Annotated in this window: 26 protein-coding genes; 6 read left to right on the plus strand and 20 right to left on the minus strand. The window is 65.1% G+C overall.

The window, feature by feature from the left end:
* Window positions 1-37: 37 nt before the first annotated feature.
* The gene (gene metZ / locus VW23_RS01815) at window positions 38-1,249 is read left to right on the plus strand and encodes an O-succinylhomoserine sulfhydrylase (protein ID WP_176730304.1); all 1,212 of its coding nucleotides are present in this window, start codon (window positions 38-40) and stop codon (window positions 1,247-1,249) included.
* Here the strand turns inward: metZ and VW23_RS01820 are convergent.
* The 8 genes from VW23_RS01820 to VW23_RS01855 form a co-directional block, all read right to left on the minus strand.
* Window positions 1,246-1,467: an acyl carrier protein gene (locus VW23_RS01820; protein ID WP_069907882.1), complete on the minus strand. Its 222-nt coding sequence runs from the start codon at window positions 1,465-1,467 to the stop codon at window positions 1,246-1,248. The two genes, metZ and VW23_RS01820, sit on opposite strands and share 4 nt — an antisense overlap.
* Window positions 1,454-2,035: a GNAT family N-acetyltransferase gene (locus tag VW23_RS01825; protein WP_069907883.1), complete on the minus strand. Its 582-nt coding sequence runs from the start codon at window positions 2,033-2,035 to the stop codon at window positions 1,454-1,456. The genes VW23_RS01820 and VW23_RS01825 overlap by 14 nt, the downstream gene beginning before the upstream one ends.
* The gene (locus VW23_RS01830) at window positions 2,032-3,423 is read right to left on the minus strand and encodes a class I adenylate-forming enzyme family protein (protein ID WP_069907884.1); all 1,392 of its coding nucleotides are present in this window, start codon (window positions 3,421-3,423) and stop codon (window positions 2,032-2,034) included. Before VW23_RS01830 ends, VW23_RS01825 begins: the two co-directional genes overlap by 4 nt.
* Window positions 3,420-4,391 (minus strand): nucleotidyltransferase family protein, encoded by a 972-nt coding sequence (locus VW23_RS01835; protein ID WP_069907885.1) that lies wholly within the window; start codon window positions 4,389-4,391, stop codon window positions 3,420-3,422. The genes VW23_RS01830 and VW23_RS01835 overlap by 4 nt, the downstream gene beginning before the upstream one ends.
* Complete coding sequence (locus VW23_RS01840) at window positions 4,388-5,383, minus strand: hypothetical protein (protein ID WP_069907886.1); 996 nt, start codon at window positions 5,381-5,383, stop codon at window positions 4,388-4,390. Before VW23_RS01840 ends, VW23_RS01835 begins: the two co-directional genes overlap by 4 nt.
* On the minus strand, window positions 5,380-5,853 hold the full coding sequence (locus VW23_RS01845; protein ID WP_069907887.1) for a lasso peptide biosynthesis B2 protein: 474 nt from the start codon (window positions 5,851-5,853) through the stop codon (window positions 5,380-5,382). The genes VW23_RS01840 and VW23_RS01845 overlap by 4 nt, the downstream gene beginning before the upstream one ends.
* A complete protein-coding gene (locus VW23_RS01850) occupies window positions 5,843-6,112 on the minus strand; it encodes a PqqD family protein (protein ID WP_069907888.1) in 270 nt (89 codons plus the stop codon). The genes VW23_RS01845 and VW23_RS01850 overlap by 11 nt, the downstream gene beginning before the upstream one ends.
* 1,025 nt (window positions 6,113-7,137) lie before the next feature.
* On the minus strand, window positions 7,138-7,356 hold the full coding sequence (locus VW23_RS01855; RefSeq protein ID WP_141728185.1) for a hypothetical protein: 219 nt from the start codon (window positions 7,354-7,356) through the stop codon (window positions 7,138-7,140).
* A gap of 183 nt (window positions 7,357-7,539) precedes the next feature.
* Between VW23_RS01855 and VW23_RS01860 the strand changes: the two genes are divergently transcribed.
* Entirely contained in the window at window positions 7,540-8,751 is a 1,212-nt protein-coding gene (locus tag VW23_RS01860) for an efflux RND transporter periplasmic adaptor subunit (RefSeq protein ID WP_069907890.1), read from the plus strand.
* 10 nt (window positions 8,752-8,761) lie between these two features.
* The gene (locus VW23_RS01865) at window positions 8,762-10,714 is read left to right on the plus strand and encodes a MacB family efflux pump subunit (protein ID WP_069907891.1); all 1,953 of its coding nucleotides are present in this window, start codon (window positions 8,762-8,764) and stop codon (window positions 10,712-10,714) included.
* Between the two features lie 314 nt (window positions 10,715-11,028).
* Here VW23_RS01865 and VW23_RS01870 read toward each other — a convergent pair whose 3' ends face one another.
* The 3 genes from VW23_RS01870 to VW23_RS01880 form a co-directional block, all read right to left on the minus strand.
* Window positions 11,029-12,042 (minus strand): Hsp33 family molecular chaperone, encoded by a 1,014-nt coding sequence (locus VW23_RS01870; protein WP_069907892.1) that lies wholly within the window; start codon window positions 12,040-12,042, stop codon window positions 11,029-11,031.
* A 93-nt stretch (window positions 12,043-12,135) separates the two neighbouring features.
* Window positions 12,136-13,071: an ornithine carbamoyltransferase gene (argF, locus tag VW23_RS01875; protein WP_055887793.1), complete on the minus strand. Its 936-nt coding sequence runs from the start codon at window positions 13,069-13,071 to the stop codon at window positions 12,136-12,138.
* A 79-nt stretch (window positions 13,072-13,150) separates the two neighbouring features.
* Entirely contained in the window at window positions 13,151-14,347 is a 1,197-nt protein-coding gene (locus tag VW23_RS01880; RefSeq protein ID WP_069907893.1) for an aspartate aminotransferase family protein, read from the minus strand.
* A gap of 393 nt (window positions 14,348-14,740) precedes the next feature.
* Here VW23_RS01880 and VW23_RS01885 point away from each other — a divergent pair, with 393 nt between their 5' ends.
* Complete coding sequence (locus VW23_RS01885) at window positions 14,741-15,310, plus strand: GcrA family cell cycle regulator (RefSeq protein WP_069907894.1); 570 nt, start codon at window positions 14,741-14,743, stop codon at window positions 15,308-15,310.
* A gap of 80 nt (window positions 15,311-15,390) precedes the next feature.
* Window positions 15,391-15,951 (plus strand): DUF1697 domain-containing protein, encoded by a 561-nt coding sequence (locus tag VW23_RS01890; RefSeq protein ID WP_069907895.1) that lies wholly within the window; start codon window positions 15,391-15,393, stop codon window positions 15,949-15,951.
* 464 nt (window positions 15,952-16,415) lie between these two features.
* Here VW23_RS01890 and VW23_RS01895 read toward each other — a convergent pair whose 3' ends face one another.
* Genes VW23_RS01895 through VW23_RS01910 form a run of 4 tightly spaced genes read right to left on the minus strand, consistent with a single transcriptional unit; the run spans window position 16,416 to window position 19,196 of the window.
* Window positions 16,416-16,787 (minus strand): hypothetical protein, encoded by a 372-nt coding sequence (locus tag VW23_RS01895; protein ID WP_141728186.1) that lies wholly within the window; start codon window positions 16,785-16,787, stop codon window positions 16,416-16,418.
* Window positions 16,788-16,821: 34 nt separating this feature from the next.
* A complete protein-coding gene (locus VW23_RS01900; protein ID WP_069907897.1) occupies window positions 16,822-17,496 on the minus strand; it encodes a dienelactone hydrolase family protein in 675 nt (224 codons plus the stop codon).
* 33 nt (window positions 17,497-17,529) lie between these two features.
* The gene (locus tag VW23_RS01905; protein ID WP_069907898.1) at window positions 17,530-18,570 is read right to left on the minus strand and encodes an aldo/keto reductase; all 1,041 of its coding nucleotides are present in this window, start codon (window positions 18,568-18,570) and stop codon (window positions 17,530-17,532) included.
* Window positions 18,555-19,196 carry a ThuA domain-containing protein gene (locus VW23_RS01910; RefSeq protein WP_069907899.1) on the minus strand — a complete coding sequence of 214 codons (642 nt, stop codon included), beginning with the start codon at window positions 19,194-19,196 and terminating at the stop codon, window positions 18,555-18,557. Before VW23_RS01910 ends, VW23_RS01905 begins: the two co-directional genes overlap by 16 nt.
* Window positions 19,197-19,361: 165 nt before the next feature.
* On the opposite strand from VW23_RS01910, the gene VW23_RS01915 reads away from it, so the two are divergent.
* On the plus strand, window positions 19,362-20,843 hold the full coding sequence (locus VW23_RS01915; RefSeq protein WP_069907900.1) for an amidase: 1,482 nt from the start codon (window positions 19,362-19,364) through the stop codon (window positions 20,841-20,843).
* A gap of 211 nt (window positions 20,844-21,054) precedes the next feature.
* Here VW23_RS01915 and phoB read toward each other — a convergent pair whose 3' ends face one another.
* From phoB to pstC, 5 genes are all read right to left on the minus strand, one after another.
* On the minus strand, window positions 21,055-21,756 hold the full coding sequence (gene phoB, locus VW23_RS01920) for a phosphate regulon transcriptional regulator PhoB (RefSeq protein WP_055047977.1): 702 nt from the start codon (window positions 21,754-21,756) through the stop codon (window positions 21,055-21,057).
* A 97-nt stretch (window positions 21,757-21,853) separates the two neighbouring features.
* Window positions 21,854-22,549: a phosphate signaling complex protein PhoU gene (phoU, locus tag VW23_RS01925; protein WP_069907901.1), complete on the minus strand. Its 696-nt coding sequence runs from the start codon at window positions 22,547-22,549 to the stop codon at window positions 21,854-21,856.
* A gap of 20 nt (window positions 22,550-22,569) precedes the next feature.
* The gene (gene pstB / locus VW23_RS01930; protein WP_069907957.1) at window positions 22,570-23,379 is read right to left on the minus strand and encodes a phosphate ABC transporter ATP-binding protein PstB; all 810 of its coding nucleotides are present in this window, start codon (window positions 23,377-23,379) and stop codon (window positions 22,570-22,572) included.
* Window positions 23,380-23,400: 21 nt separating this feature from the next.
* Window positions 23,401-24,720, minus strand: a complete 1,320-nt coding sequence (gene pstA / locus VW23_RS01935; RefSeq protein WP_069907902.1) for a phosphate ABC transporter permease PstA — start codon at window positions 24,718-24,720, stop codon at window positions 23,401-23,403.
* The gene (gene pstC, locus VW23_RS01940) at window positions 24,717-26,186 is read right to left on the minus strand and encodes a phosphate ABC transporter permease subunit PstC (protein WP_069907903.1); all 1,470 of its coding nucleotides are present in this window, start codon (window positions 26,184-26,186) and stop codon (window positions 24,717-24,719) included. Before pstC ends, pstA begins: the two co-directional genes overlap by 4 nt.
* Between the last annotated feature and the right edge of the window lie 27 nt (window positions 26,187-26,213).

A 26,213-nucleotide genomic window follows, 5' to 3' on the forward strand; every position in this document is an offset into this window, starting at 1 on the left:
AATCGCGTGCCGGCTTTTTTGTTTTCGAGGCAAGGACATGTCTAAGTCGAAGAACCCGCTGAGCGACGAAAAGAACCGCGCGCCGGCCACCATGCTCGTCCATGGCGGCACGCAGCGCAGCCAGTTCAAAGAGACCTCCGAAGCGATCTTCATGAACTCGGGCTATTCCTACCCGAGCTCGCAATATGCCGAAGACCTGTTCCTCAACAAGATCAACAAGCCGGCGCATAACTATTCGCGCTTCGCCAACCCGACGATGGACATGTTCCAGGATCGGATGGCGCTGCTTGAAGGGGCAGAAGCGGCGCGGGCCTTCGCCACCGGCATGTCGGCGGTCACCAACGCGGTGATGAGCCAGGTGCGGGCCGGCGACCATATCGTTGCGGCGCGGGCGCTGTTCGGGGGCTGTCGCTACGTGGTCGAAGACCTGATGCCGCGGTTTGGCGTCAGCTCGACGCTGGTGGATGGGCGCGACCCCGCGAACTTCGAGCGGGCGATGCAGCCCAATACCAAGGTGATCTTCATCGAGACGCCGACCAACCCGACGCTCGAGCTGGTCGACATCGCCGCGGTGGCCAAGATCGCCAAGGCGCACGGCGCCAAGCTGATCGTCGACAATGTGTTCGCCACCGCCCTGTTCCAGAAGCCGCTGCAACTGGGCGCTGACCTCGTCACCTATTCGGCGACCAAGCATATCGACGGCCAGGGCCGGGCGCTGGGCGGCATTGTGCTCGGTTCGAAAGCGCTGATCGAGGGCGACGTGCACACCCTGCTCCGGCAGACCGGGCCGTCGCTCTCGCCGTTCAATGCCTGGGTGCTGCTGAAGGGGCTCGAGACGCTGCCGATCCGGGTCAAGCAGATGACCGAGAGCGCTGCCAAGGTGGCTGAGTTCCTCGCCGGCCATCCCAAGATCGAGCGGATCTCTTATCCGTTTCACCCCTCGCACCCGCAATACGAGCTGGCGAAGCGCCAGATGGCCAGCGGCTCGACGCTGGTGGCGCTTGAGGTGAAAGGCGGACGCGAGGCGGCGTTCGCGCTGTCAGACTCGCTGGCGGTGATCCTGATCTCGAACAATCTTGGCGATGCCAAGTCGCTGATCACCCATCCGGGCACCACGACGCATGCCCGGTTCACCGAGGAAGTACGGCTGGAATCGGGGATCACGCCGGGCCTGCTGCGGCTTTCGGTGGGGCTCGAGGACGCGGACGATTTGATCCGCGATCTCGAGTACGGGCTCAGCCAGGTCTAGCGGCCCAACAGTTCGGCGACGCGCCGGACTGAGGTAATCGAAGCGATCTGCTCGGCCGTGAGGCTACGGCCGAGCGCGCTCTCGATGCCAGCGACAATCGCCATATGGCCGAGACTGTCCCAGGCGGCGACCGAGCTCATGTCGGCGCCGATGGCGATGGCGCCAGGGCAGTTGAGGGCGTCGCCGACAATGGCGCAGGCCTGCTCATCGGGGCTCATCGGGCGCCTTCCAGAACGGCCCGCGCATCCACTGATCGCGGAACATCTCGAAGTTGACGAAGTCGATGATGTCGCCGGTGACCGGGTTCTGCTTCTGCCGGTGCCAGGTGCCGACATGGTCGAACCCCAGCCGGCGGTAGCTGAAGATCGACGAAACGTTGCGGGAATCGACCACACCGTAGAAGCGTTCGATGCCGCAATTGGCGAAGAAGTGGTTGAGCAGCCGGGCGCGAACCTCGACCACGACGTTCTTGCCCCACCAGTCGCGATCATGCAGCGCGACAGTGCCGAAGGCCGAGCGGTAGCCCTGCAGCCGCACCATGTGGGCGCCGATCGGCACCGCCTCACCCTTGGGGATAATGGCGAAGGCAAAGCGGTTCCTGGTGCGGGGCAGCGGTCCACGCAGCAGCCAGTGCGGCATCGACCGCGGCTTGGTGGTCTGCATCAGGCCGTTGAGGATATCCGGGTCATGCCGCCAGCGGTTGGTGACGCGCAGGGTTTCGAGCATCCCCATCGGCTTCAACATGAAGCGCTCGGTTTCCAGCGGGCCGATAACCAGCTTGCTCATTGGCGTTCGACCATGGCGCGGACGTCGGCGCGGACGATCTTGCCGCGATCGTTGCGCGGGATCGCGGCAACAGCGAACAGCTTTGAGGGCACCGCCTCGTCGCGAACGCGGGCCCGGCACCAGGCCTTCAGCGCTTCGGGATCGAACGTTGCCCCGTCAGCGAGGACGATGGCCGCCGCTACCGCCTCGCCGGCAATGGCGTCGGGGATACCGAAGGCACAGGCCTCGACGATCGCCTCATGCCGCTCCAGCAGCATGTCGATCTCCTCGGCCTGGATCTTGATGCCACCGCGGTTGATCTCCGATTTGCTGCGCCCGACGAGGATGAGGTTGCCCGCTGCGTCCAGTTCGCCGATATCGCCGGTGCGGAACCAGCCATTGGTGAACGCGGCTGCATCGAGATCGGGGCGCTGCCAGTACCCCAGCATCATCGAGGGGCTCTGCACCAGCACCTCGCCGCGCCCGCCGCCATCGATGGCGACGCTGCCGCCCCAGAGCCGGCCGACATAGCCGTCGCGCGCCTCGGCCTCATCGAGGCTGCCGCCGCCGATCCAGTTGGCCGTCTCGGTCATGCCGAACATGTTGAACACCCGGCGCGTGCCGCACCACTCGGCGATGGCCCGCCAGTGCTCGATCGAGAGCGGCGCCGAGCCGACATGCACCCGCTCGAGCACCGGCTCGGGCCGGGCCGAAACGCGCAGCGCCAGCTTCCAGAAAGAGGGGACCGAACTCATGAAGCTGATGCGGTTGGTGGACAGGTAGCCGGCGAGGCCACCGAGCTCGCTGAGCGCCGGGCCGGGCCAGAGATGCACCCGTCCGCCGGCCAGCAGCGGTGTCAGCACATTGCCGATCAGGCCGTGGCCGAAGAACACCGGCAGCACGCAGAGCGTTTCGCGCAGCACCTCGGGGCCGATCTCAGCGATATTCAGCGCGGCGCGGGCGAACAGGCTGCGCACCGAGTGAACGATGCCCTTGGGCCGGCCGGTGGTGCCCGAGGTCATCAAGATGAGCGCCGGCTCATCGAGGCGCAGCGGCCTCGGCTCGGACGTTCCCGCGGCCTCTTCGCGCGGTCGCTGTGGTCCGAGCCACAGCGACGCGCCGGTGGTCTCGACCACGTTCTCGCACTCTTCCGGCCGCAGGCCCGGGTTGACCGCGACCGCAATAAGTCCGACCTCCCAGCAGGCGAAGATGGCGATCAGGTAGTCGACTGGATTGGCCTCGGCCACCACGGCGCGGGCGCCCGATGTCACGCCGTGGCGCGACAGCTCGGCGGCCTTCTCCTTCACCCGCAGGCGGATGCCCGCCGCATCGAGCGTTGTGCCCGTCCGGACGTCGACGAGGGCCGCGCTGGCCGGAAGCATGGCGGTGAAGGAGAGGTTGCCGATCATCCGGCGCCTCGCGGCACGATGCGCTGCAGGCCGCGGAAGCTGTGGCGGCGGACCTTGGAGAGGAAAGCCGTCGGCGCAGCCAGCACCGCGGCGCCGTCGACGAGGCGCGTTGCAAGGCGGCTGGCGCTGCCGCCGGCGATCCGGCCGGCAGCGACGCCGGCCCCGGGGGCGTCGAACAGCTCGGCGACAAGCTCAAGACAGAGGCGCGCCTCGAGGGCGAGACCCAGTTGGCGGGCAATCTCGGGCAGCGCAGTCACCTCGTCGGGCGAGAGGTGGCGAAACGCCTGCAGCAGGTCGACCAGCAGGCGCAACTGGTGGAACTTGTGCCCGAGCGCCGCGTGGACCACCGCGACGAAGAACTGCGGCATGCCGGCGTTTGCATTGCCCTGGCCGCTCTGCATGAACTCGGCATAGCCGAAGCTGATGCGCCGGCGCAGGCCCTGATAGTGAACGAGGTTGCCGTGTACTTCGATGAGCAGCGCATCCATGCTGGGCTGGATCCACTTTTCTTCCTGGTTCTGCTCGGTGTGATCGAGCAGCGGCTTCAGGAACAGCTGGTAGCCGAGACTGGTCAGCAGTTCGCCGATCGGCGCGCGGGCCGAGGGCGCGACCATGATGTCGATGTCGGTGAACGGGCGATCCGATGGCGTTGGGTAGATCTGGCGGGCGAACACCGGGCCTTTGACGATCACCGCCTCGAGCTGCCGGTCGGCAATATAGCGGTCGACCTTGGCGGCGATGCCGCGCAGATGCAACGACAGGCCGATAAGCAGGGTCAGCTCGCTTCGCGCCGCCTCGAGGTCGGCAGTGCGGTGCTGGGCTGCAAGCTTGCGGGTCACCACCGGCAGGACGTTGTGATCGCGCGCCAGCTTGAGCAGCGGGTCGACAGCCTCCGCTGGTACGGTCACAGCCGGCGCCTCGGGGTCGGCCAGGCGGCAGAGCAGCGTGTCGCGCTCGGCCGGCGTCATGCGAGAAGCTTCGGGATGTTGAGCGCCGCCAGCATGACCGGCGCCAGGTCGGTCGGATCCGACCCCGCAGATAGCCGATAAGCGGGTACGGCTCGAACCAACTCGCCGAGCCGCTTGAACAGCTCGCGCTCGACCTGCGGGACCCCGGCACGTGTCGAGCGCACGTTGTCGGCGACGGCCAGGGCAAGCACCTCGGCCTTGCTGGTTGGCTCACAGCGGCTTGCCAACTCGCCGCTGCGTTCGAGCACGAAGACCGCGGCGATCTCGCGGGCGGCGATACTCTCGACGCTCACCGTCGTGCGGAGTGCCGACAGCGCCACCGGCCGCTCGTCTTCGGCGCTCCAGTCGCCGCTCAACAGCGGCTGCACCCAAGGTAGCATTTCGGCGGTTCGCCGATGCACCTTGAGACTGCGCGGCATACCCCAGGCAGTCGGACGTTCGCCGGAGACGTTGCATGCCATGGCATCGTCGGAACAGAGGCCGAGGCCGCCGGCGGCCATAGCCAAGGTCGAAGTGGTCTTGCCGGCGCCACTGCGGCCGAAGATCAGCGCCACGCGGCCATCCGGCAAGGTCAGGCCGGCGGCATGAACGAGAAACTGGTTCGCGGCGAGCAGGGCCGCCTGCAGAGCCAGTTGCCCGCAGGTCATGACGATACGCTCTTCGGCACCCGGGGCGACGATGATACTGGCCTCGCGCGCCGTGTCGGAGAGCGAGAGCGAGATGATGCCGGGAAACACCAGCACCCGGGCGTCGGGGCCCTGCCAAAACTGGGCATCACCCTCATCGAGGATCGGCCCCTCGTAGAGCGGCTCGGTGTCTTCGGGCATCGACAGCGGCTGGCCCGAGGTGATCGTGAGGCCGTAGGCAAGCGCAGAGGTCGGCAGGGGGCGGGAGCGGCCGGCAAAGATGCGGCCGTAGAAATCCACGAGCACCGGCTGCACGGCGGTGACGCGCAGCGTGGCGCCCTGCAGATCGAAGAACTTCTGGATCAAATACCGGCTCCCCTGGGGTCCGCCGGGGTGTGACCCGGGGCCGCGTGCACGTGAATCTGCACCTGACCCGGAATGCGGGCGTTGATGACTTCGACACCGTCGAGCGTCACCCAGCAATGGGCACTGAGACTGGGTTTCCCCATGGATTTGGGGTCGACGGAGAAATGCAGTCGCGGGTCGTAGCCACAGCGCCGCAACGCGGCAAAGCCCACGAGGCCGGTGCGGAGGCACCGATTGTTGCGCATCAGGATCGGCCAGCGCGCGACTCGCCGAACGGCGCGCGCGATATATGACACCGGGAAACGCGGCCAGCTGCTGGGCGGCACCGACGAGGCATCGGACAGAATCTGGGAGAAATCGCGCCCGGCGATGCGGGCCGGCAGCGTTCGCGCGCTGATCCAGACCTGCAGCCGAAACGCCAGCCGCGCTAGCAGCCCGGCCCCAGCCCGCTCGGACAGCTCATGCGGCATGCACGATGATGCCTTCGGCCACGAGGCCGGCGATCAGCTCGGGCAGGTCGTCGGCAAGTGTTGCAGCCTCGATCTCGAATTCGTCGGCCATGCGCTGCGCCACCGCTTCGACGGAGCGAACCCCGTCGAGGTGCTGCAGAAACGAGAGCGAAGTGTCGTTACAGGAGTAAAGCTGGCCGCTGCCGAGCAGCAGAATGACAGCGCCCTCACCTACGGGTTCGAACGAAACATCGTCACCGAGGCGATACACTGCATCCATCTACGCACCAGAGAACCTGCGAAAAACAACATTGCAGATCCGGCAGCCTAGCTGCCGGACTGCAGGAGAAATCTCAGGGCCGGCAGAAGGTGCCCCGAGCAACCGTCACTTCGGCTTGCTGGTAACGGCGACGACCGACGCAAGCTTCTGTTCCTTTGCGAACGTCGGCTTGGTATAGATCTTCTTCATTGCAGCCTCCACAGACCTATCAGGTCTTCTTGCTGACCACTGCGGTGATCGCAGCCAGCTTCTGCTGCTTGGCAAGCGTTGGCTTGGCATACACTTTCTTCATATCGATCCCTCATGAGTCTGCCCCGATGCAGACCGGCAGTATAGCAGAGCTACCGTGCCGAGTGAACTCACGCTTGGCTCTGGCGTGGCGCACGCATCTGGTAAATTACAAAACGCGCGTGCCGATGGCTCGGCACGCGGTTGAAATTCTCAGAAACCGACCGAAAATCAGACCGGCTTGCTCGAAACGGCAGTAATCGCCGCCAGCTTCTGATCCTTGACGAACGTCGGCTTGGTGTAGGTCTTCTTCATAACTATGCCCTCGTGGTGCCTGCCCTAGTGCAGTCAATCGAGTCATCCTAGCAGAAGTATGGCCTGCCGTGAACCGCGCTCGAACCCGGTGACAACAGAAAACCCGCGCGCCGAAGTTCGGCACGCGGTTCATGCATCAGAAAATCGAGGATCAGGCAGGGTTCTTGCTGGTAACCGGCACGGCGGTGATCGCGGCCAGCTTCTGTTCTTTGACCAGCGAGGGCTTGGTGTAGGTTTTCTTCATCTTCACGTCCAAATATCTAGCGGCAGGGCCAGGCTAGGCTGCCCCCTGATGCCGGCAATCAGTTCTTGCTCGAAACCGGTTCGGCGGTGATCGTGGTCAGCTTCTGCTCCTTGACGAGCACCGGCTTGGAATAGGTCTTCTTCATAGTATGCCCCAAAAAACTCCCTGCTCGAACAGCAGGATAGGGGCAAACTAGCTGAGTCGGCGGATCCCGCAACCCGCCCAGTTCGCAAGCGTGCTAGAGTTTGCGGTAGAACATCACCCGTTGCGCGAGTTCGCTGCCCTCGTAGCGCGTCACCTCGGCGACCAGGTTGGCGAAATGACCGTTCAGCACCAACGGCTGGTCGGTCAACTGGCGCGCCGCCGACATCGGTTCGGGCGCCTCCACCGTTTGCGGCAGGGTGACGCTGGGTGGCTTGGCCCGGAAGTCGTAGAGCGTGACCGTGTATTTGGGCATCGACATTTCCATCGCCTGAACTCGGATCGCGATAGCCGACGTTAGCGAAGCCTAGCTGACAGTTCGCTGAACTCACGCCCGACCTTGCGAAGAATTCACCCACCTTACCAAGCCCTAATGCGACGTCTTGACCGGTGCGCTCTACTTTAGCTGCAACGGGTATTGGGTTCCGAAGGTGCGGCGATGCAGCGGTGGTTGAAATGGATTGTCCTCGTGGTGTTGCTCGGCGCGGGCGGCGCCGGTTGGCTGGTATTCAGCGCCCCCGCCAAGGATGAGGTGCCGCGGACCACGCCGGTAGCGCGCGGCAATGTCGAGGAGACGGTGCTGGCGTCCGGCGTTATCCAGGCCAGCTCGCTGGTCAGCGTCGGCGCCGAGGTTTCGGGCCGGATCAAGACGCTCAACGTGCAGTTGGGCGACGATGTGAAGGCGGGTGATGTGATCGCCGAGATCGACTCGCTGAACCAGCAGAACGCGGTCAAAGCCGCGCAGGCCTCGCTCGCCAATACCGAGGCACAGAAGACCATCCAGACCGCCAACCTGGGCCAGGCGAAAACCGCGCTTGAGCGGGCCGAAAAGCTGAGCCCGCAGAAGCTGATTTCGGATGCCGACCTGCAGACGGCGCAACTGGCGGTTGAGACGGCCGAGGGGCAGTTGCAGGCGATCGGGGCGCAGATCCAGCAGGCCCAGATCAACGTCGAGGCAGCACAGCTCAACCTCGACCGCACCAAGATCGTGGCGCCGTCGGACGGCACGGTGGTCGCCGTGTCGGTCGAGGTCGGCCAGTCGGTCAACGCCAACAATTCCTCGCCGACCATCGTCAAGCTCGCCAACCTCGACAAGATGGTGGTGAAGGCCGAGATCTCGGAGGCCGACGTGCCGCGGGTAGAGCCTGGACAGCAGGTGTATTTCACCATCCTCGGCGACCCGGATACCCGCATCAACGCGACGCTCCGCGCGGTCGAGCCGGCGCCGGACTCGATTGCCTCGGACGACACCACAGCGAGCTCGTCGAGCACCGCCGTCTACTATAATGGCCTGTTCGACGTGGATAATCCGGGTCACAAGCTACGCATCTCGATGACGGCGCAGGTGACGATCGTGCTGAAATCGGCGGATGACGTGCTGACGGTGCCGGCCTCGGTGCTCGGCCGCAAGGGCCGCGACGGCAGCTACACGCTTCAGGTGTGGGACCAGCAGAAGGCGGCGGCCGAGCCCAGGCAGGTTACCATCGGGCTCAACAACAACGTGACGGCGGAGGTGCTCTCCGGGCTCGACGAAGGCGATCTGGTGGTCAATGCCACGGCAGCCGTTCCGGCGACCCGCAGCGGTAACGGCCAGGGCGCCAACCGGAACATCCTCGCCGGCGGCCCGCCGGGCGGCGGGTTCGGGCGCTGAGGCCGAGGCGATGACCGAACCACTGATTTCCATCCGGCAGTTGCGCCGGGAGTATCCGATCGGCGCCGAGAGCATCACGGTGCTCAAGGATATCGACCTCGACATCGAGGCCGGCGAGATGATCGCCATTATCGGCCAATCAGGCTCGGGCAAGTCGACGCTGATGAACGTGCTGGGCTGCCTCGACAATGGCTGGACCGGCGAATACCGGCTGGCCGGGCGCGACATCGCCCGGCTGGCGCCGGACGAGCTGGCAGAACTGCGCCGCGAGCATTTCGGCTTCATCTTCCAGCGCTACCAGCTACTGGCCGATCTCGATGCGCTCGAGAATGTCGAGGTGCCGGCGATCTATGCCGGCGCCCGAAAGGAAGCGCGGCGTGAGCGGGCCCACCAGCTGCTGGAACGGCTGGGGCTCGGCGAACGCCTGACGCACCGGCCGAACGCGCTGTCCGGCGGCCAGCAGCAGCGCGTCAGCGTGGCGCGGGCGCTGATCAATGGCGGCGAGATTATCCTCGCGGACGAGCCGACCGGAGCGCTTGATTCGAAGAGCGGCAAGGAGCTGATGGCGCTGCTCAAGGAGCTCAACGCGGAGGGCCATACCATCATCATCGTTACCCACGATCCAACCGTCGCGTCACAGGCCGACCGGGTGGTGGAACTGAGCGACGGGGTGATCATTGCCGACCGGCGCAAGGACGATGCCGCCGCGCCGGTGCGGAAGGCCGCGGAGACGATCAAGCGGATTCCGCGCTGGCGCGAGGCGCTGGACCGGGTCGGCGAGGCGTTCCAGATGGCGCTCCGGGCGCTGTCGAGCCATCGGCTGCGCACCTTCCTCACCATGCTCGGCATCATTATCGGCATCGCCTCGGTGGTGTCGGTGGTGGCGCTCGGGCAAGGCAGCCAGCAGACGGTGCTCGACCGGATCAGCTCGATCGGCACCAACACCATCAACGTCATGCCCGGCACCAGCGCCGCCGACCGGCGACGCGACGCGATCCGCACGCTGGTGCCGGCCGATGCCGCCGCCATTGCGGCCAAGGCATATGCCGACAGCGTCACGCCGCAGGTGTCGAGCAACGGCCAGGCGCGCTATCGTAACGTCAGCGCCGCGGCGCAGATCCAGGGCGTCGGCGCCGATTATTTTCGGGTGAACAACCGCAGTTTCGTCGAAGGCGCGGCATTCGACGAGACGAGCACCGGCGCGCTGGCACAGGTGGCGGTGATCGACACCACGGCGCGCGATACGCTGTTCACCAATGGCGAAGACGCAGTCGGGCAAGTGGTGCTGGTCGGCAACGTGCCGCTGCGGATCATCGGCGTCGTTGCAGCGAGCACCAACAATTTCGGCCCGCAGTCGAGTTCGATCAGCATCTGGATGCCCTACACCACCGCGATGTCGCGGATTCTGGGGCAGAGCTGGCTCTCGACCATCACCGTCCGTATCGCCGACAGCGCCGATGTCACCGAGGCGCAGGCACAAATCCAGGCACTGCTCGAGCAGCGACACGGGACGGTGGACTTCAGCCTGCAGAACACCGACACGATCCGCGAGACCATCCAATCAACCTCGCAGACGCTGACGCTGCTGATCTCGGCCATCGCAGTGATCTCGCTGATCGTCGGCGGCATCGGGGTGATGAACATCATGCTGGTGTCGGTGCGCGAGCGGACGCGGGAGATCGGCGTGCGCATGGCGGTCGGAGCGCGGCAGGGCGATATCCTGCAGCAGTTCCTGATCGAGGCGGTGCTGGTCTGCCTGATCGGCGGCACGGTGGGTGTGCTGCTGTCGCTGGGGATCGGTTTTGGGGTCGAGAAGCTGGTGAGCGGGCTGAGCTTCATCTACTCGCCGACGACGATCATCGCGGCCTTCGTCTCGTCGAGCCTGATCGGCGTGCTGTTCGGCTTCATGCCGGCGCGCTCGGCGGCGCGGCTCGATCCGGTGGTGGCGCTGGCCAGCGAGTGAGGTGCGGCCTCCGGAGCTTGGGGCCGCAACGACGCTCAATCCGCCTCACTCCCCCGGGAGATCAGGGCTATCGCATATGACGGCGTTGGGCACCTCTTGCCTTCTCCCCTTGTGGGAGAAGGTGCCCGAAGGGCGGATGAGGGGTCCGCGCAACGAAGTGTAGCGCGGCCGGAGCGAAGCGACGGACGACGAGTACGCGGAGAGAACCCCTCATCCGGCCTTCGGCCACCTTCTCCCACAAGGGGAGAAGGCCACCTAACTACGGTCCGTGCACCATCTGCGATTACCCTGCCCCCGAGAGGGAGCGAACCGCCCTAATGCTGGTGCGGGTGCTGCTCGTCGAACTCGTGCGGCTTGAAGTGGTAGTCGGCCGAGCAGAACTCGCACACCACCTCGATCTCGCCATCGACCACCATCTCCTGGCGCTCTTCGGCGGAGAAGTTATCGCGCAGCATCGCCTCGATCCGTTCGGCCGAGCAGGTGCAGCGCTCCTCGAGCGCGATCGGCTCGAAGATGCGGACGCCCGGCTCGTTGAACAGCCGAAACAGCAGGCGCTCGGCTGAAAGCTCGGGATCGGCGAGTTCGTCGTCGCCGACGGTCGAGAGATAGGCCCGGGTGGTCGTCCACTTGTCGTCCTCGACGAAATCCGGATCGGCCATCTCGGGGTTGTCGAAGTTGCCATCACCGGGCAGGTCCGGCATCACCGACTGGCCATGCGGCGGCAGGAACTGCACCAGTGCCCCACCGGCCCGCCACTGCGGGCCGCCGGCGCCGCGCACCGAATGCTCGGCGACGGCGAGGCGCACCAAAGTCGGGATCTGCTCGGACTGCTGGAAGTAGGCATGCGCCACATCCTCGAGCGTGCCGCCCTCGAGCGCCACGATCCCCTGGTAGCGTTCCATATGGACGCCCTGGTCGACGGTCATCGCGAGGTGGCCCTTGCCGAGCAGTTGCCCCGGCTTGGTCTCGCCGCGCTCGATCGCCATCATCACCGCGTCGGCGTCGAAGCGGGCATAGCCACGCAGGCCGTCCGGCGCGTCGAGGTCGACGACGATCAGGTTCACCGGACCATCGGTCTGGGTCTGCATGATAAAGCGGCCCTCGAACTTCAGCGAGGAGCCGATGAGCGAGGCCAACACCACTGCTTCGCCGAGCAGGCGCGCCACCGGAGCGGGGTAATTGTGCCGGGTGAGGATTGCATCGAGCGCCGGCCCGAGGCGAACCACGCGGCCACGGCTGTCGAGCCCATCGAGGGTGAAGGGCACCACGACATCATCGCCCGACTCCGGGCGATCGAGGCCATAGGTGCTGAGCTCAGTCTGAGTCATCCATAATCCAATCTCGCGGGGAACAGCCCCGCTCCGCTACCGGATCGGGGGCCCGCGCTGGTTCGTGTCGCGCATAATAGTATCGCAGAACGGCTAGATGTTCTGCCGGTCTTGGCCCAGGGCCCAGCAAAGGATTGCCTTCTGAGCGTGAAGCCGATTTTCGGCTTCATCAAAGACCACCGATTGCGGCCCGTCTATGACCTCGTCGGTCACCTCGTCGCCGCGATGGGCCGGAAGGCAGTGCATGAACAGCGCGTCCTTTTCGGCCAAGCCCATCAATTGGGTATTCACCTGGTAGGGTTTCAAGGCCCGGCGGCGCTCGGCGGCGTCGGTATCGCCCATCGAGACCCAGGTGTCGGTGATGACGAGGTCGGCGCCGCGTACGGCTTCCTCGGGGTCCTCGATCAGCCGGACGGCCGGACCGGCCTTCTTGATATCGGCGAGCAGGTCCTTTTCCGGGGCATATTCCTCCGGCACGGCAATGGTGAGCTCGGCGCCGAACAGCTCGGCGGCGTTCACCCAGCTGGCGAGCACGTTGTTGCTGTCGCCGACCCAGGCGACTTTGGCGCCTTTGATGTTGCCGCGGTGCTCTTCGAAGGTCATGACGTCGGCCATCACCTGGCACGGGTGAGCGCGACGGGTGAGGCCGTTGATCACCGGCACGGTGGCGGCTTCGGCCAGATCAAGCAGATCCTGGTGGGTGAGGATGCGGATCATGATCGCATCGACGTAGCGCGACATCACCTTGGCGGTGTCGGCTAGCGTCTCCTCACGGGAAAGCTGCATTTCCTGGCCGGTGAGAAAGATGGTCTCGCCGCCGAGCTGGCGCATGCCGACATCGAAGCTGACGCGGGTCCGGGTGGATTGGCGCTCGAAGATCATCGCCAGCACCTTGTCCTTGAGGAGCAGCGGTCGATCGCCCTTTTTCAATCGGTCTTTGAGTTCGACAGCCTGGTTGAGCATGCCGCGCAGCGTCGTGGCATCGAAATCGTCGAGGTTGAGGAAGTGCCTAGGTGGGGTAGCGGTCATTTTGGGACCTCTCCTGTTCGGAACGCGCCGAGCGGGAGCTGCTGTCTCCCGCCCTTCAGATCGCGTGCCGTGAATGGGGTCAGGCGGTTGCCTTGCTGGGGGCTTCGGCCTCGATGGCCTCGAAGACTGCCGCGAGCTTACCCACCGCCTCCTCGATCTCGGCTTCGGTGACCACCAACGGCGGCAACAGGCGGAGCACGTTCTCGTTGGCGGTCATGGCCAGCATGTGGTGCTCGTCGCGCAGCCGCGCCGCGACGTCGCGCACCGGCGAAGCGATGCGGATGCCGGCAAGCAGGCCCTTGCCGCGCAGCTCGAGCACCTGGCTCGGGAAGCGCTGCGCCAGCTGCTGCAGGTGCCAGTTGAGCCGCTGGCCCATTTTCTCGACGTGTTCGAAAAAGCCGGGCGCCAGCATGCGATCGAGCACGGCGTTGCCCATGGCCGAAGCCAGGGGGTTGCCGCCATAGGTAGAGCCGTGCGTGCCGGGGATCATCGACTTCGCCACCTCGCCCTTGGCGAGACAGGCGCCGAGCGGGAAGCCGGCGCCAATACCCTTGGCGACGGCCATGATGTCGGGCTCGATGCCGCTCCACTCATAGGCGAAGAACTTGCCGGTGCGGCCGTAGCCGCACTGCACTTCATCGAGGATCAGCAGCATGCCGTGCTTATCGCAGAGCGCACGGAGACCCCGCATATACTCGGCGGTCATGGCGGTAACACCGCCCTCGCCCTGCACCGGCTCGATCAGGATGGCGCAGGTTTTTGGGGTGATGGCAGCTTCAACGGCCTTCAGGTCGCCGGGCGCCAGATGCTTGAAGCCTTCAAGCGGCGGGCCAAACCCTTCGAGGTAGTGGTCGTTGCCGGAGGCGGCGATCATGCCCATGGTGCGGCCATGGAAGGAGCCGGTAAAGGCGATGATCTCGTAGCGATCCTTCTCGCCCTTGGCCCAGAAATAGTGCCGGGCGGTCTTGACCGCGCACTCCACGGCCTCGGTGCCCGAGTTGGTGAAAAAGCACGCGTCGGCGAAGGTGTTTTCGACCAGCCGCTGGCCGAGCCGCTCCTGCTCGGGAATGGTGAAGGTATTGGCGGTGTGCCAGACCTTCTCGGCCGCCGCCTTCAGCGCCGCCACCATATGCGGATCGCCGTGGCCGAGCGCGTTGACCGCCACACCGGCGTGGAAATCGAGGTAGGGCGTGCCGTCCTGCGCGAACAATCGCACACCCTCGCCCCGCTCAAAAGCGAGGTCGGACCGGGCATACGTACCGTACAGCGCAGACATCTTCGCACCCCTTTCATGGGCCAGTTTCGGGACTGTTGCAAAAGCCCCACAAAAACCAAAAACGCGCTGCGAAAATGCGGCGCGTTGCAGGCTCTCCATATGCCTTTGTGGAGTACTTAAGTCAACGGAAACGGGGCTTGCCGCTCTCAAGTGCCTGATTTGAAGCGGCTTCCGGCGACCGCCAAATTGCAGACGCTTTTTCCCCGTGTAAAACGGCAGCGACTCTTGCACCGGATTCCGCGACCCGTGTAGTATCAAGGCATTGGGACACGATATCTCGTGTGGCGGACCCATCAGACCTACGATGCGTAGCGTATCGGGCTGTTGCTGAGGCAACGGCACGGCTGAGGAGTCTGTCAGAGTCCTGAATGGCGGTTTAGGAGCGGATAGTTGATGGGCTGGACTGAAGAACGCGTCGAGCTGCTCAAGAAACTTTGGCTTGAGGGGCTGAGCGCCAGTCAGATCGCGGGCGTATTGGGCGAAGGCGTTACCCGAAATGCGGTGATCGGCAAGGTGCATCGGCTGAAGCTCTCGGGCCGCGCCAAACCGGCGACGTCGACCCCACGGGTGCGCAGCGCACCACGTCCGGCTGCCCGCCGTGTTTCCTCGCCGGCCAGCACCTCGCGGTCGAGCGGGTTGGGCACGGTGATGAAGACCCGCAACTCGATGAATGTCGGCGGCGGCGGTGGTGGCGGTGGCGCCATTCACGGCGCAACGGCGCTGAAGATGGAAGAAGAGTTCGCGGTCGAGATGGAGATGGCGCCGCAGGCGGCCGAGCTCTTCATCCCGGTGGAGCAGCGGCTGACGCTGCTGCAGCTCAGCGAACACACCTGCAAGTGGCCGATCGGCGACCCGCTGACGCCCGACTTCTATTTCTGCGGCCAGCACTCGAATGAGGGCAAGCCCTATTGCGAGTTCCACTCGCGCCGGGCGTACCACCAGATCGACAAGAAGAAGCGCTGAGCCGCGCTTGAGTTTTCCAAAGGCCGGGAGTGATCCCGGCCTTTGTCATTTCTTGCGTCTGAGCGAAGCGGGAGGACAGCATGGCGGACACCACCTACCTGGCGCTGTTGCGCGGCATCAATGTCGGCGGCAAGAACAAGGTGCCGATGGCGGGGTTGAAGACGCTGCTCGAGGAGATCGGGCTCGAGGATGTCTCGACCTATATCGCCTCAGGCAATGCCATGTTCCGCTCGAAACTGACGGCCTCGAGCATTGCTCGAAAGATCGAGGATGGACTGACCGCGACGTTCAAGCTCGATGACGAGCTGGTCAAGGTACTGGTGCTCAGCCACGACCAGTTGAAGGCGATTGTCGACAAACGGCCCAAGGGGTTTGGCGACGCGCCCGACAAATACCACAGCGATGCGGTGTTCCTGATGGACATCGACCGCGACGAGGCGTTCGCCCTGTTCAAGCCGCGCGACGGCGTCGACAAGGTGTGGCCCGGCGAGGCCATGATCTACTCGCAGCGGCTCAGTGCCGAGCGGACCAAGAGCCGGCTCAGCAAAATCATGGAGTCGCCGCTCTACAAATCGATGACCATCCGCAGCTGGCAGACGACGCAGAAACTGCTGGAACTGCTGGAGGCGATGAAGCGGTAGGCCGGGATCGCGAACTGAGCCACCCAATCGCAGCCGCTGCGCCACCGTCGAGCTTACCCACAGCGATCACCCCATACTCGATGTCATCCCAGCGAAAGCTCATGTGCGCTAAGTTAGGGTCGTGCCCCACCCACGGGGTCATTCCCGCGAAAGCGGGAACCTCTGTTTTCTTGGCCTGCGGCACGATCGCAAACGGAGTTCCCCGCTTCCGCGGGGATGACACCGAGTTTGGGGGACCTGCAGAGCCTCGGTTCGCATACCCGGCGTCACCCCATTTGGGAGCTAAGGTGGCGTCCATCAGGCCAACCGAAATCGCTAACTTAGCGCCTATGAGCGAAAGCTGGGACCCAACTCGCAGCCCGCACCAGTGGATAGATGGGTCCCAGCTTTCGCTGGGATGACCCCGGTGAGTGGGGCGAGTCAGAGCGCAATCAGCTTCATGAAACGATCCGCGCCGTTAGCGTCTACATGAGCGCTTCCACCGCCCCAGCCAGCACCTCATGCACATCCTGCCGGCTGCCATCCGGCCCGACAATCCTCAATCGCTGCACGGTGTGGCCGTTGTAGAGGCTGACCATAAAGTCCTCGACGCCGAGCTTGCTATACTCGGCGAGCGGCACTTCGACGGCTTCGGTGATCAGCTCGACCCGGCCGGCGACCAGGTCGAAGATGGTGGCGAGCGCCGGGTGCACACTGGCCAGTCCGGCACGAAACTCCAGCACATCGGCGGCCGGTTCGGCGCGGGCGCTGAACAGCCGGTCGGCATAGGCATCGACCAGGTGCGCCGCCAGCATCGCCTTCTTGCGCGACAGCATGGCCGTCCTGGCGTCGGCCACCGCCTCCTCGAGATAGGCGAGGTGACGGACGAGGTCAGCCGAGATGCTTATGGAAGAACTCCAGCGAGCGCACCGAGGCCTTGGTGCAGGAGGCCTCGTCGAACTTCTCCGGGCGGTCGCTGTTACAGAAGCCATGATCGCCGCTGTAGACATAGATGTCGGCTTCGGGGTGGCGGGCCTTCAGCTGCTCGACCTGCTCGAGCGGGATGCCCTGGTCCTTGTCGCCATAGTGCATCTCGATCGGCACCTTGGGCGTCAGCTCGATATAGTTCTGTACGCCGCCGCCATAGTAGCCGGAAGCGGCGCTGAGGCCTTCCAGCCTGCTGGCGGCGATCCAGCTGACCCGACCGCCAAAGCAATAGCCGGTGATGCCGACCTTACCGGCTGCGGAAGCAGCCGCGATGGCGGCTTCGACATCGGTCATGGCGGTCTCCATCGAGAACTTCTTCATCAGCTCGCCGACCAGCGGGAAGTGGTCGGCGCCGTAGTTCTCGCTCTCGAAACCGTACTCGGCGCGGTCGAACATTGCCGGAGCGATGGTCAGGTAGCCGTGGCGGGCCCAGCGGTCGGCGACGCTGCGGATCCAGTTGCTGAGGCCCCAGACCTCCTGGATCAGCACGACGCCGCCGCGCGGCTTGCCCTCCGGCGCGGCGCGGTAGGCGTTGAGGACGAAGCCATCGGCAGCAGTGAGTTTGATGCGTTCGCCCATGGGGCCTCCAGAAGTTGGACGTTGAAGCGTAGCTTACGCCAGGATCGGGGTAACGGGGCCAGGCGCATTCGGATGCAGCAGGCCCGCCTCGCGGAGCTCGGCCCACAACGCATCAGGGATGGGTTTGCGGTAGCCGGCAAGGTTGTCGTTGAACTCGGCGACGTTGGAGAAGCCGGGGATGATGGCGGTGATCGCCGAGTGGCCGAGCGGGAAGTTGAGCGCGGCGCGGATCAACGTGGTGCCGTGCTTGCTGCACAGCGCCTCGATGCGGCGGGTCTTTTCGATCATTTCGGGGCTGGCCTGGGCGTAATCGTAGATGGCGTTGGGAACCGGCCCGGTGGCGAGGATGCCGCTGTTGAGCGGGGCGCCGTCGACGATCGCCACGCCTTCGCGCTCTACCCGCGGCAAGAGGGTATCGATCACCTGCTGGTCGAGCAGGGTGTAGCGGTTGGCAAGGAGGAAGATATCGAAGCGGGCATGGTTCATCAGCTCGTCGATGATCTGCCACTCGTTGACCCCTGCCCCGATGGCCTTCACCGCACCGGCGGCGCGCAACTCTTCGAGCGCGAGGATGCCGCCGCCTTCAAGCGCCTGCGCCATGGTCTCGGCGTGCCGCTCGCGCTGGCTGAAAGCGCCGATGTCGTGCAGGAACAGGATGTCGATGCTTTCGAGCCCGAGCCGCTGCAGCGAGTTCTCGTAGCTCCGCATCACTCCGTCATAGCTGAAATCGAACTTCGGCCGGAACGGCAGGGAGCGCGGGTCGCCATGGCGTTCCATCGCAAAGGCGCGGTCGGGGATCAACAACCGGCCGACCTTGGTCGACAGCACATAGCTATCCCGAGGCTTGTCGCGCAGGAAATCGCCGATCCGTCGCTCCGACAGGCCGGCGCCGTAGAAGGGGGCGGTATCGAAATAGCGGATGCCGGCGTCCCAGGCAGCCTCGAGCAGTTCGCGGGCTCCGGCATCGGTGGGGGCGCGCCGGAGGTCGCCGAGCGGCGCGCCGCCAAAGCCGATGCGGCTGATCTCGAGACCGGTCGAGCCGACCGGGCGGGGCGGGATCAGCGGGCTGCCCACAGCAGCCCCCGGTGCAGGATGGTCTTGATCTCGGGCTTGTCGAGCTCGGCCGGCTTATGGCCGAGCGCGGTGTAAAAGACCCGGCCGTGGCCATAGGCCGACTTATAGACCACCGGCATCTGAGCGCCCTTCTTCCAGAAGGCGTGCTCCCCCGAAAAGGTCGTTGTGGCGAGCACCTCAACGGTGGGGTCGACATGCATATAGTACTGCTCCGACGTGTGCTCGAAGCTCTTGATGCCGGCCATGATCGGGTCGTCGGTCCGCTTGGGGTCGACCTGGTAGCTGATGATGTCGCCCGGGTGGGTGGCGAAGGTGCAGCCGCCGAGGAAGCGGATCCGCGCGTTGCCCTGGAAGCTGGTGGCAAGACCATGGTGGAAAGCGGCAAGGCCGGTCCCGGCTTCGACGGCGGCGCAGAAACGGATCGAATTCTCGCGGTCGAGCTCGCCACCGGTGATCTGCGGCACGATCAGGTCGTAGGAGCCGACATTCTCGCCACCCAGCGCCGTATAGTCGCCGGTGACATCGACCTCAAAACCCTCGCCCTCGAGGATTTCGCGCACGATATGCGCGCCTTTTTCGGGCTCGTGCAGCTCGAGCCCACCCCATACGACCAATGCTGTCTTCATAGTCCTCGTCCCTCGCCGCTTGCCGGCGGCAGACCTGAACAAAAGCAGCGGGTTAAGGCAAGCGGGAATTGGTATGGCAGGCGCCCCCTTGCCCCACCTAACGGTGCATTGTGCGGGGGACGCTTCGTGTCGAGTATCCCCCTCAATAACAAGGAGGGGGCAAACATGCCGACAAGCGACTTTTCCTATCTGAGCGCCACCGAACTGGCGCGGCAGATCCGCCAGCGCGAAGTGTCGCCGGTCGAGGTGATGGAGGCCACCATCAGCCGGATCGAGACGCGCAACCCAAGCCTCAATGCGTTGATTTATCTGGACTTCGAAGATGCGCGGCGCGAGGCGAAAACAGCCGAGGCGGCGGTGATGAGCGGCGCGACGCTGCCGCCGCTGCACGGAGTGCCCGCGGCGATCAAGGACCTGTTCGACTTCAAGCCGGGCTGGCCGACGACCTTCGGCGGGGTGCGGGCACTCAGGGACAATATCGCGCAGTTCCACTGCCCGTTCGCCGAGCGGATCGAGAAAGGCGGCGCGATCCTCGTGGGCAAGACCAATGCGCCGGTGATGGGGTTGCGCGGTGTCACCGATAACTACCTGTTCGGGCCGACCAATAACCCGTTCGATACGACGCGCAATCCGGGCGGCTCCTCCGGCGGCAGCGCGGCGATCGTTGCCGATGGCTTGGTGTCCATCGCCGAGGGCACCGATGCCGGCGGTTCGATCCGCATCCCGGCGGCCTGGTGTGGGGTCTATGGCTACAAGCCAGCCTTCGGGCGCGTGCCCGTGGTGATGCGGCCCAACGCCTTTGCCGGCGACCTGCCCTATGTGTTCGAGGGACCGATTACCCGCACGGTGGAAGACGCGGCGCTGGCGATGAGCGTGCTCGGCGGCTATGACCCGCGCGACCCGCTGAGCCTCGACGAGACGGTCGATTATCTCGGCGCCCTGAAGCAATCGATCAAAGGCTTCCGGATCGGCTACAGCCCCAACCTCGACGTGTTCCCGGTCGACCCGCGCGTGGCGGAGACGGTGAAGCGGGCCGTCGCAGCGTTCAGCGAGGCCGGTGCGGAGGTCGAAGAGATCAAGCTTGGCATCCGCTACTCGCAACGCGAGCTGAGCGACTTGTGGCTGCGGCTGATGATGCCGCTCAATATGGGGACGCTCGAGGCAGTGAAGGCCGGCGGACTCGACCTCCTGGCAGACCATCGCGGCGACTTCCCGCCGGAGTACCTGCACTGGATCGAAAGCTATGGGCAGACGATGACCGCGGCCGACCTCCGTTGTGACCAGGCGATGCGGTCGGAGATCTATGACGCCTTCCAGGCCGCCTTCGCGACCTATGACCTGGTGATCACCCCGACGGTTGCCGCGCTACCGGTGAAGAACGAGACCGGCGGCAACACGCAGGGGCCGCGCGAGGTGAATGGCGAGGCGGTCGACCAGGGGATCGGCTGGTGCCTCACCTACCCGCTCAACTTCACCGGGCATCCGGCCGCGTCGATCCCCGCCGGATTGGTGGATGGCTTACCGGTCGGCATGCAGATCATCGGGCGGCGCTATGCCGATGCCGATGTGCTGGCGGCGAGCGCGACGTTCGAGCGGTTGCGGCCGTGGGCGGAGAGTTATCGGATCTGCGCGGATCGGGCGATTTAGCACTCGCTTGCCCCACCAACCGGCCGTCATCCCGACGAAAGTCGGGACCCAGCGCACCGGCCGATCCACCCGTGCCGAACTGTCCGACCTTGCCGTGATGGACCGGCGCAGTTCGAGTCTACCCAACCCTCCGAGCAGTGGGTCCCGGCGTTCGCCGGGATGACGGCCGGTGGGGAGGTGCGGTCAAAAGGACACCGGTGAATCCGGCCGTTCAGCTGACCGCGGCAAAGCGCTCGTCAAACGCATAACCGGCGCCGCGGACGGTGCGGATCGGGTCCGCGTCGCGGTGGCGGTTGATGGCCTTGCGCAGCCGCCCGACATGTACGTCGACGGTGCGCTCGTCGACATAGACGTCATTGCCCCAGACGCCGTCGAGCAGCTGCTCGCGAGAATAGACGCGGCCGGGGTGGCGCATCAGGTATTCGAGCAGGCGGTACTCAGTGGGGCCGAGATGCACTTCGCGGCCGCCGCGCCGGACGCGGTGGCTGGTACGGTCGAGCTCGAGGTCGCCGGCCTTCAGCACCGCGGTGACGAGCTGCGGGCTCGAACGGCGAAGCAGCGCGTTGATGCGGGCGAGCAACTCGGGGATCGAGAAGGGCTTCACCACATAGTCGTCGGCGCCGGTGGCAAGGCCGCGGACCCGCTCTTCTTCCTCGCCGCGCGCGGTAATCATGATGATCGGGGTGCGGGCGGTTTCCTCGCGTGAGCGCCAGCGGCGGCAGAGCTCGATGCCAGAAAGGCCCGGCAGCATCCAGTCGAGCAGGATCAGGTCCGGGACGCCATCGCGGATGCGCTCCACCGCCTCGTCGCCCGAGGCGGCGGTGGCGACCCGGAAACCTTCGGCTTCGAGGTTGTAGCGCAGCAGGACGGCCAGATCGGCTTCGTCTTCGACGATCAGGATGGTGGCAGACATCGGATCACCCCTAGAGCGCTTTCGGGAAAGTCGCGGACTTTTCGAAAGCTCTGGAAATCAAAGAGCGCTTCGCCGCCTCAACAAGCGGCGAAACGATTTAGCGCGGCTGGCGCTGCTGTTCCTCGGCGCCGAGATGACGGCCGGTTTCGAGGTAGTAGGCAGCTTCCGCGATATTGGTCGCGTGGTCGCCGACGCGCTCGAGGCTCTTGGTGCAGAACAACAGGTGCGTGCACTGCGTGATGTTGCGCGGATCTTCCATCATGTAGGTGAGGAGTTCGCGGAACAGCGAGTTGTACATCGCGTCGACCTCGTCATCGCGGCTGCAGACCTCAACGGCCGCGGCAGCGTCGCGATTGAGGTAGGCATCGATGGCGCTCTTCAGCTGCCGCGCCACCAGTTCCTTCATGTGCTTGACGCCATTGTAGAACTTTGGCGCGAGACCGAGGGACTCGATCTGCATGGCGCGCTTGGCCAATTGCTTGGCCATATCGCCGGTGCGCTCGAGATCGTTGGCGACCTGGATCGAGGTCACCACCATGCGCAGGTCGGCCGCCATCGGCTGGCGGCGCGCGATGATCGACACGGCCGCATCGTTGATGCGCTGCTGCATCTCGTCGATCTTCTTGTCAAACAGGCGCACGTCCTGAGCCTGTTTGTGATCGAGCTTGAGCAAGGCGACGGCCGACTCGGTGATGGCCTGTTCGACCATGCCACCCATCTCGGAAATGGCCTTATTGAGGTTGGTCAGTTCGTCCTCGTAGGAGGAAACGATGTGCTCGTTGAGCGATGCCATATTATCGATCCTCTTGGACGTCAGCCGATACGGCCGGTGATGTAGTCCTGCGTCTGCTTGTTCTTGGGATTGGTGAAGATGTCCTCGGTCTTGCCTTCCTCGATGAGCTTACCGAGGTGGAAGAAGGCGGTCTTCTGGCTGACGCGGGCGGCCTGCTGCATGGAGTGGGTGACGATGACGATGGTGAAGTTCTCACGCAGCTCGTCGATCAGTTCCTCGATGACGGCGGTGGCGATCGGATCGAGCGCCGAGCAGGGCTCGTCCATCAGCAGCACTTCGGGCTTGGTGGCGATGGCGCGAGCAATGCAGAGGCGCTGCTGCTGACCACCGGAAAGGCCGGTGCCCGGCTCCTGCAGGCGATCCTTCACTTCGTTCCAGAGGCCCGCACGGCGCAGCGAGGAATGCACGATCTCATCGAGATCGGCCTTGTTGCGAGCGATGCCGTGGATCTTGGGACCGTAAGCGACGTTCTCGTAGATCGACTTGGGGAACGGATTGGGCTTCTGGAACACCATGCCGACGCGGGCGCGCAGTTCCACCACGTCGATCGACGGATCGTAGATATCATCCTCGTCGAGGTTGATCTTGCCGGTGACGCGGCAGCCATCGATCGTGTCGTTCATGCGGTTGAGCGAGCGCAGGAACGTCGACTTGCCGCAGCCCGATGGGCCGATCAGCGAGGTGACGTTGAACTGTTCGATCTTCAGGTTGACGTCGAACAGCGCCTGCTTGGCCCCATAGAACACCCCGACATTCTCGCCGGTCATCTTCGGCGGAGCGTTGGGACGCGAGACGGGAGCGGCAAGGGTCGCAGCGGATTCGAGGGACATGTCGGTCATCCAGGTCAGGGGTTACCAGCGGCGCTCGAAGCGGCGGCGGAGGAGAATGGCGGCGAGGTTCATCAGGGCGAGGAACAGCAGCAGCACGATGATGGCGCCCGAGGTGCGCTCGACGAAGGCGCGCTCGGCCTCGTTGGCCCACATATAGATCTGCACGGGCAGAGCGGTGGCCGGATCGAGCGGCGTGGTCGGGCGGTCGGCGACGAAGGCCACCATGCCGATGAGCAGCAGCGGCGCGGTTTCACCGAGCGCTCGGGCGAGACCGATAATGGTGCCGGTCAGGATGCCCGGGGTGGCGAGCGGCAGCACGTGGTCGAACACCATCTGCATCTTCGAGGCGCCGATGCCGAGCGCCGCAGAGCGGATCGAGGGCGGCACTGAACGGAGCGCGGCGCGGGTAGCGATGATGATGGTGGGAAGTGTCATCAACGTCAGGACCAGGCCACCGACGATCGGCGCCGAACGCGGCATGCCGAAGAAGTTGATGAACACTGCGAGCCCGAGCAGGCCGAAGACGATCGACGGCACGGCGGCGAGGTTGTTGATGTTCACCTCGATGAAGTCGGTGAAGCGGTTCTTCTTGGCGAATTCCTCGAGATAGATCGAGGCGGCGACGCCGATGGGGAGCGCGCAGAGCAGCACGATCGCCATCATGTAGAGCGAGCCGACCAGCGCCACACCGAGGCCGGCGGTCTCGGGACGGCTGGAGGCGCCGAAAGTAATGAGGCCCCAATTGAACGGCGTCGAGATAGCGCCTTCCTGCTTCAGCTGCTCGAGCCAGCCAACCTGCAGGTCGGAGACCTTGCGCTTATCCTGGGGCACCGTGAGATCGATCTGGCCCTTGTTGGCGCTGTCGATATCGGCGGCGGCGAGGAGCGTCACGTTGCGGGTGGTGCCGATCACCGAGGGGTCGGCGACGACGATGTCGCGCAGCATCGAACGCGAGCCGTCGGAGACGAACTTGGCGATCTCGCGCATTGCCGCCTTGTCGTCGGTCGAGACGCCGAGCGCCTTGGCCACGGCATTGCGAGCGATGATCGGGTAGTTGGCAGAGACGAGGACGCGCGGGTTGGTGGCGCGCTCGTTATCCTTGTCGATGATCGAGGCCGAGAACTCGACCGGCACGGTGATCGCGGTCTGCACGAACGCCGTGTAGCCCTTGCCGACGATCGAAACGAGCAGGATGGCGAGGAAGCCGAGGCCGATGATGATGGCCACGATGCCATAGAGGCGGAAGCGGAACTCGGCGGCGTGGCGGCGCTTCAGGCCGAAATCACGACGGGTCGAAGCGCCAGTGGTCACGGTGGCGTGGGGCAAGGCTGCGTCGGTCATTCATACTGCTCCCGATACTTGCGCACGATGTAGAGCGCGTAGACGTTCATGCCGAGCGTCAGCGTGAAGAGGGTGAGGCCGAGGGCGAAGGCGACCAGGGTCTGCGGCGAGTTGAACTCGAGGTCGCCGGTGAGCTGGTTGACGATCTTGACCGTGATGGTGGTCATCGCCTCGAACGGGTTGAAGTTGATGCGGGCGGCGACACCGGCGGCGAGCACCACGATCATGGTTTCGCCGATGGCGCGCGAGGCGGTGAGCAGCAGCGCGCCGACGATGCCGGGGAGCGCAGCGGGGAGGATCACCTTGCGGATGGTCTCGGACCGGGTGGCCCCGAGCGCCAGCGAGCCGTCACGCATGGCGCGGGGCACCGCGGTGATCACGTCATCGGAGAGCGAAGAGACCACCGGGATCAGCATCACGCCCATGACGATACCGGCGGTGAGCACCGACTGCGCCTGGATGAAGGAGAAGCCGCCGGCGAGCGCCGCCGAGAGATCGCGGAAGAACGGCCCGAGCGTCACCACGGCGAAGATGCCGTAGACGATGGTGGGGATGCCGGCGAGCAGCTCGAGCAGCGGCTTGACGGTCGAGCGCACCCGGTTCGAGGCGTACTCGCCCATGTAGACGGCGGCCATCAGGCCGACCGGCACGGCGAAGAGCATCGAGACCAACGCGATGTAGAGCGTGCCCATCAGCAGCGGGATAAGGCCGAACTGGCCCTCGCTGCCGCCGGAGCCGGCCGCGGCGAAACGCGGGTCCCAGACGGTGCCGAAGAAGAAGGTCAGCGGGTTGACGTCGGAGAAGAAGTGGATGGTTTCGCCCAGCATCGAGAGGATGATGCCGACAGTGGTGAGGACGGCGACGGTGGACGCCGCCAGCAACGACCACAGCACGACGCGCTCGACCTGGTTGCGGGCCCGGAGGCGCAGGCGGATGCGGGAATAGGAGAAGGCAGCGCCGGCGAGCGCCAGCAGCAGCGTCAGGCCCTGACCGATGAGCTTGTGGACGCCGGCATCGGCATTCACGCTGGCAGCAAGCGGCACCATGTAATCCTCGCCGCTCTCGGCCAGGCTGATACCGGCGGATGTCGCCATGTCGCGCAGCGCGGCATAGGAGGCCGGCACATTGGCGCCCGACAGGCCGAGCTGGCCCAGCGCGTTCGAGGTGTTGTGGACCATGCCGATGGAAAGGCTGGCGGCCGCCGGGTCGGCGATATGGGTCGCGACCTCGGTGCGGATGCGGCCCTCGAGCAGACCCGAGGAAACCGAGCTGACCACGAGAAAGACCAGGAGCGCGGGAACGGTGGCGAAAATGAAGGCAAGCCAGCCGTGGTAGGTCGGGAGCGAATGCGGGACTTCCTTGGCCCGGTCGGTGCTGTCGCGCTGCACGCGGGCGCGCTGAGCGGCGAAGAAATAGGCTACGGCACCAATGGCCAGAACGATTGCAACTACCCAGCCTGCTGACATGACGCCTCACTTGCCCCGGTTATGCCG

Origin of the sequence: Devosia insulae DS-56, assembly GCF_000970465.2 — a bacterium.
GTDB classification, from domain to species: domain Bacteria; phylum Pseudomonadota; class Alphaproteobacteria; order Rhizobiales; family Devosiaceae; genus Devosia_A; species Devosia_A insulae.

Excerpts from the sequence above, each read along its gene's own strand:
- VW23_RS01865 (WP_069907891.1), top strand. The coding sequence starts at position 8,762 with ATGACCGAACCACTGATTTCCATCCGGCAGTTGCGCCGGGAGTATCCG.
- phoB (WP_055047977.1), bottom strand. The coding sequence starts at position 21,756 with ATGTCTGCCACCATCCTGATCGTCGAAGACGAAGCCGATCTGGCCGTC.
- argF (WP_055887793.1), bottom strand. The coding sequence starts at position 13,071 with ATGACCGCTACCCCACCTAGGCACTTCCTCAACCTCGACGATTTCGAT.
- VW23_RS01825 (WP_069907883.1), bottom strand. The coding sequence starts at position 2,035 with ATGAGCAAGCTGGTTATCGGCCCGCTGGAAACCGAGCGCTTCATGTTG.
- VW23_RS01860 (WP_069907890.1), top strand. The coding sequence starts at position 7,540 with ATGCAGCGGTGGTTGAAATGGATTGTCCTCGTGGTGTTGCTCGGCGCG.
- VW23_RS01915 (WP_069907900.1), top strand. The coding sequence starts at position 19,362 with ATGCCGACAAGCGACTTTTCCTATCTGAGCGCCACCGAACTGGCGCGG.
- VW23_RS01890 (WP_069907895.1), top strand. The coding sequence starts at position 15,391 with ATGGCGGACACCACCTACCTGGCGCTGTTGCGCGGCATCAATGTCGGC.
- pstB (WP_069907957.1), bottom strand. The coding sequence starts at position 23,379 with ATGTCCCTCGAATCCGCTGCGACCCTTGCCGCTCCCGTCTCGCGTCCC.
- metZ (WP_176730304.1), top strand. The coding sequence starts at position 38 with ATGTCTAAGTCGAAGAACCCGCTGAGCGACGAAAAGAACCGCGCGCCG.
- VW23_RS01830 (WP_069907884.1), bottom strand. The coding sequence starts at position 3,423 with ATGATCGGCAACCTCTCCTTCACCGCCATGCTTCCGGCCAGCGCGGCC.
- VW23_RS01845 (WP_069907887.1), bottom strand. The coding sequence starts at position 5,853 with ATGCCGCATGAGCTGTCCGAGCGGGCTGGGGCCGGGCTGCTAGCGCGG.
- VW23_RS01880 (WP_069907893.1), bottom strand. The coding sequence starts at position 14,347 with ATGTCTGCGCTGTACGGTACGTATGCCCGGTCCGACCTCGCTTTTGAG.
- VW23_RS01900 (WP_069907897.1), bottom strand. The coding sequence starts at position 17,496 with ATGGGCGAACGCATCAAACTCACTGCTGCCGATGGCTTCGTCCTCAAC.
- VW23_RS01855 (WP_141728185.1), bottom strand. The coding sequence starts at position 7,356 with ATGCCCAAATACACGGTCACGCTCTACGACTTCCGGGCCAAGCCACCC.
- VW23_RS01885 (WP_069907894.1), top strand. The coding sequence starts at position 14,741 with ATGGGCTGGACTGAAGAACGCGTCGAGCTGCTCAAGAAACTTTGGCTT.
- VW23_RS01910 (WP_069907899.1), bottom strand. The coding sequence starts at position 19,196 with ATGAAGACAGCATTGGTCGTATGGGGTGGGCTCGAGCTGCACGAGCCC.
- pstA (WP_069907902.1), bottom strand. The coding sequence starts at position 24,720 with ATGACCGACGCAGCCTTGCCCCACGCCACCGTGACCACTGGCGCTTCG.
- phoU (WP_069907901.1), bottom strand. The coding sequence starts at position 22,549 with ATGGCATCGCTCAACGAGCACATCGTTTCCTCCTACGAGGACGAACTG.
- VW23_RS01835 (WP_069907885.1), bottom strand. The coding sequence starts at position 4,391 with ATGACGCCGGCCGAGCGCGACACGCTGCTCTGCCGCCTGGCCGACCCC.
- VW23_RS01820 (WP_069907882.1), bottom strand. The coding sequence starts at position 1,467 with ATGAGCCCCGATGAGCAGGCCTGCGCCATTGTCGGCGACGCCCTCAAC.
- VW23_RS01850 (WP_069907888.1), bottom strand. The coding sequence starts at position 6,112 with ATGGATGCAGTGTATCGCCTCGGTGACGATGTTTCGTTCGAACCCGTA.
- VW23_RS01870 (WP_069907892.1), bottom strand. The coding sequence starts at position 12,042 with ATGACTCAGACTGAGCTCAGCACCTATGGCCTCGATCGCCCGGAGTCG.
- pstC (WP_069907903.1), bottom strand. The coding sequence starts at position 26,186 with ATGTCAGCAGGCTGGGTAGTTGCAATCGTTCTGGCCATTGGTGCCGTA.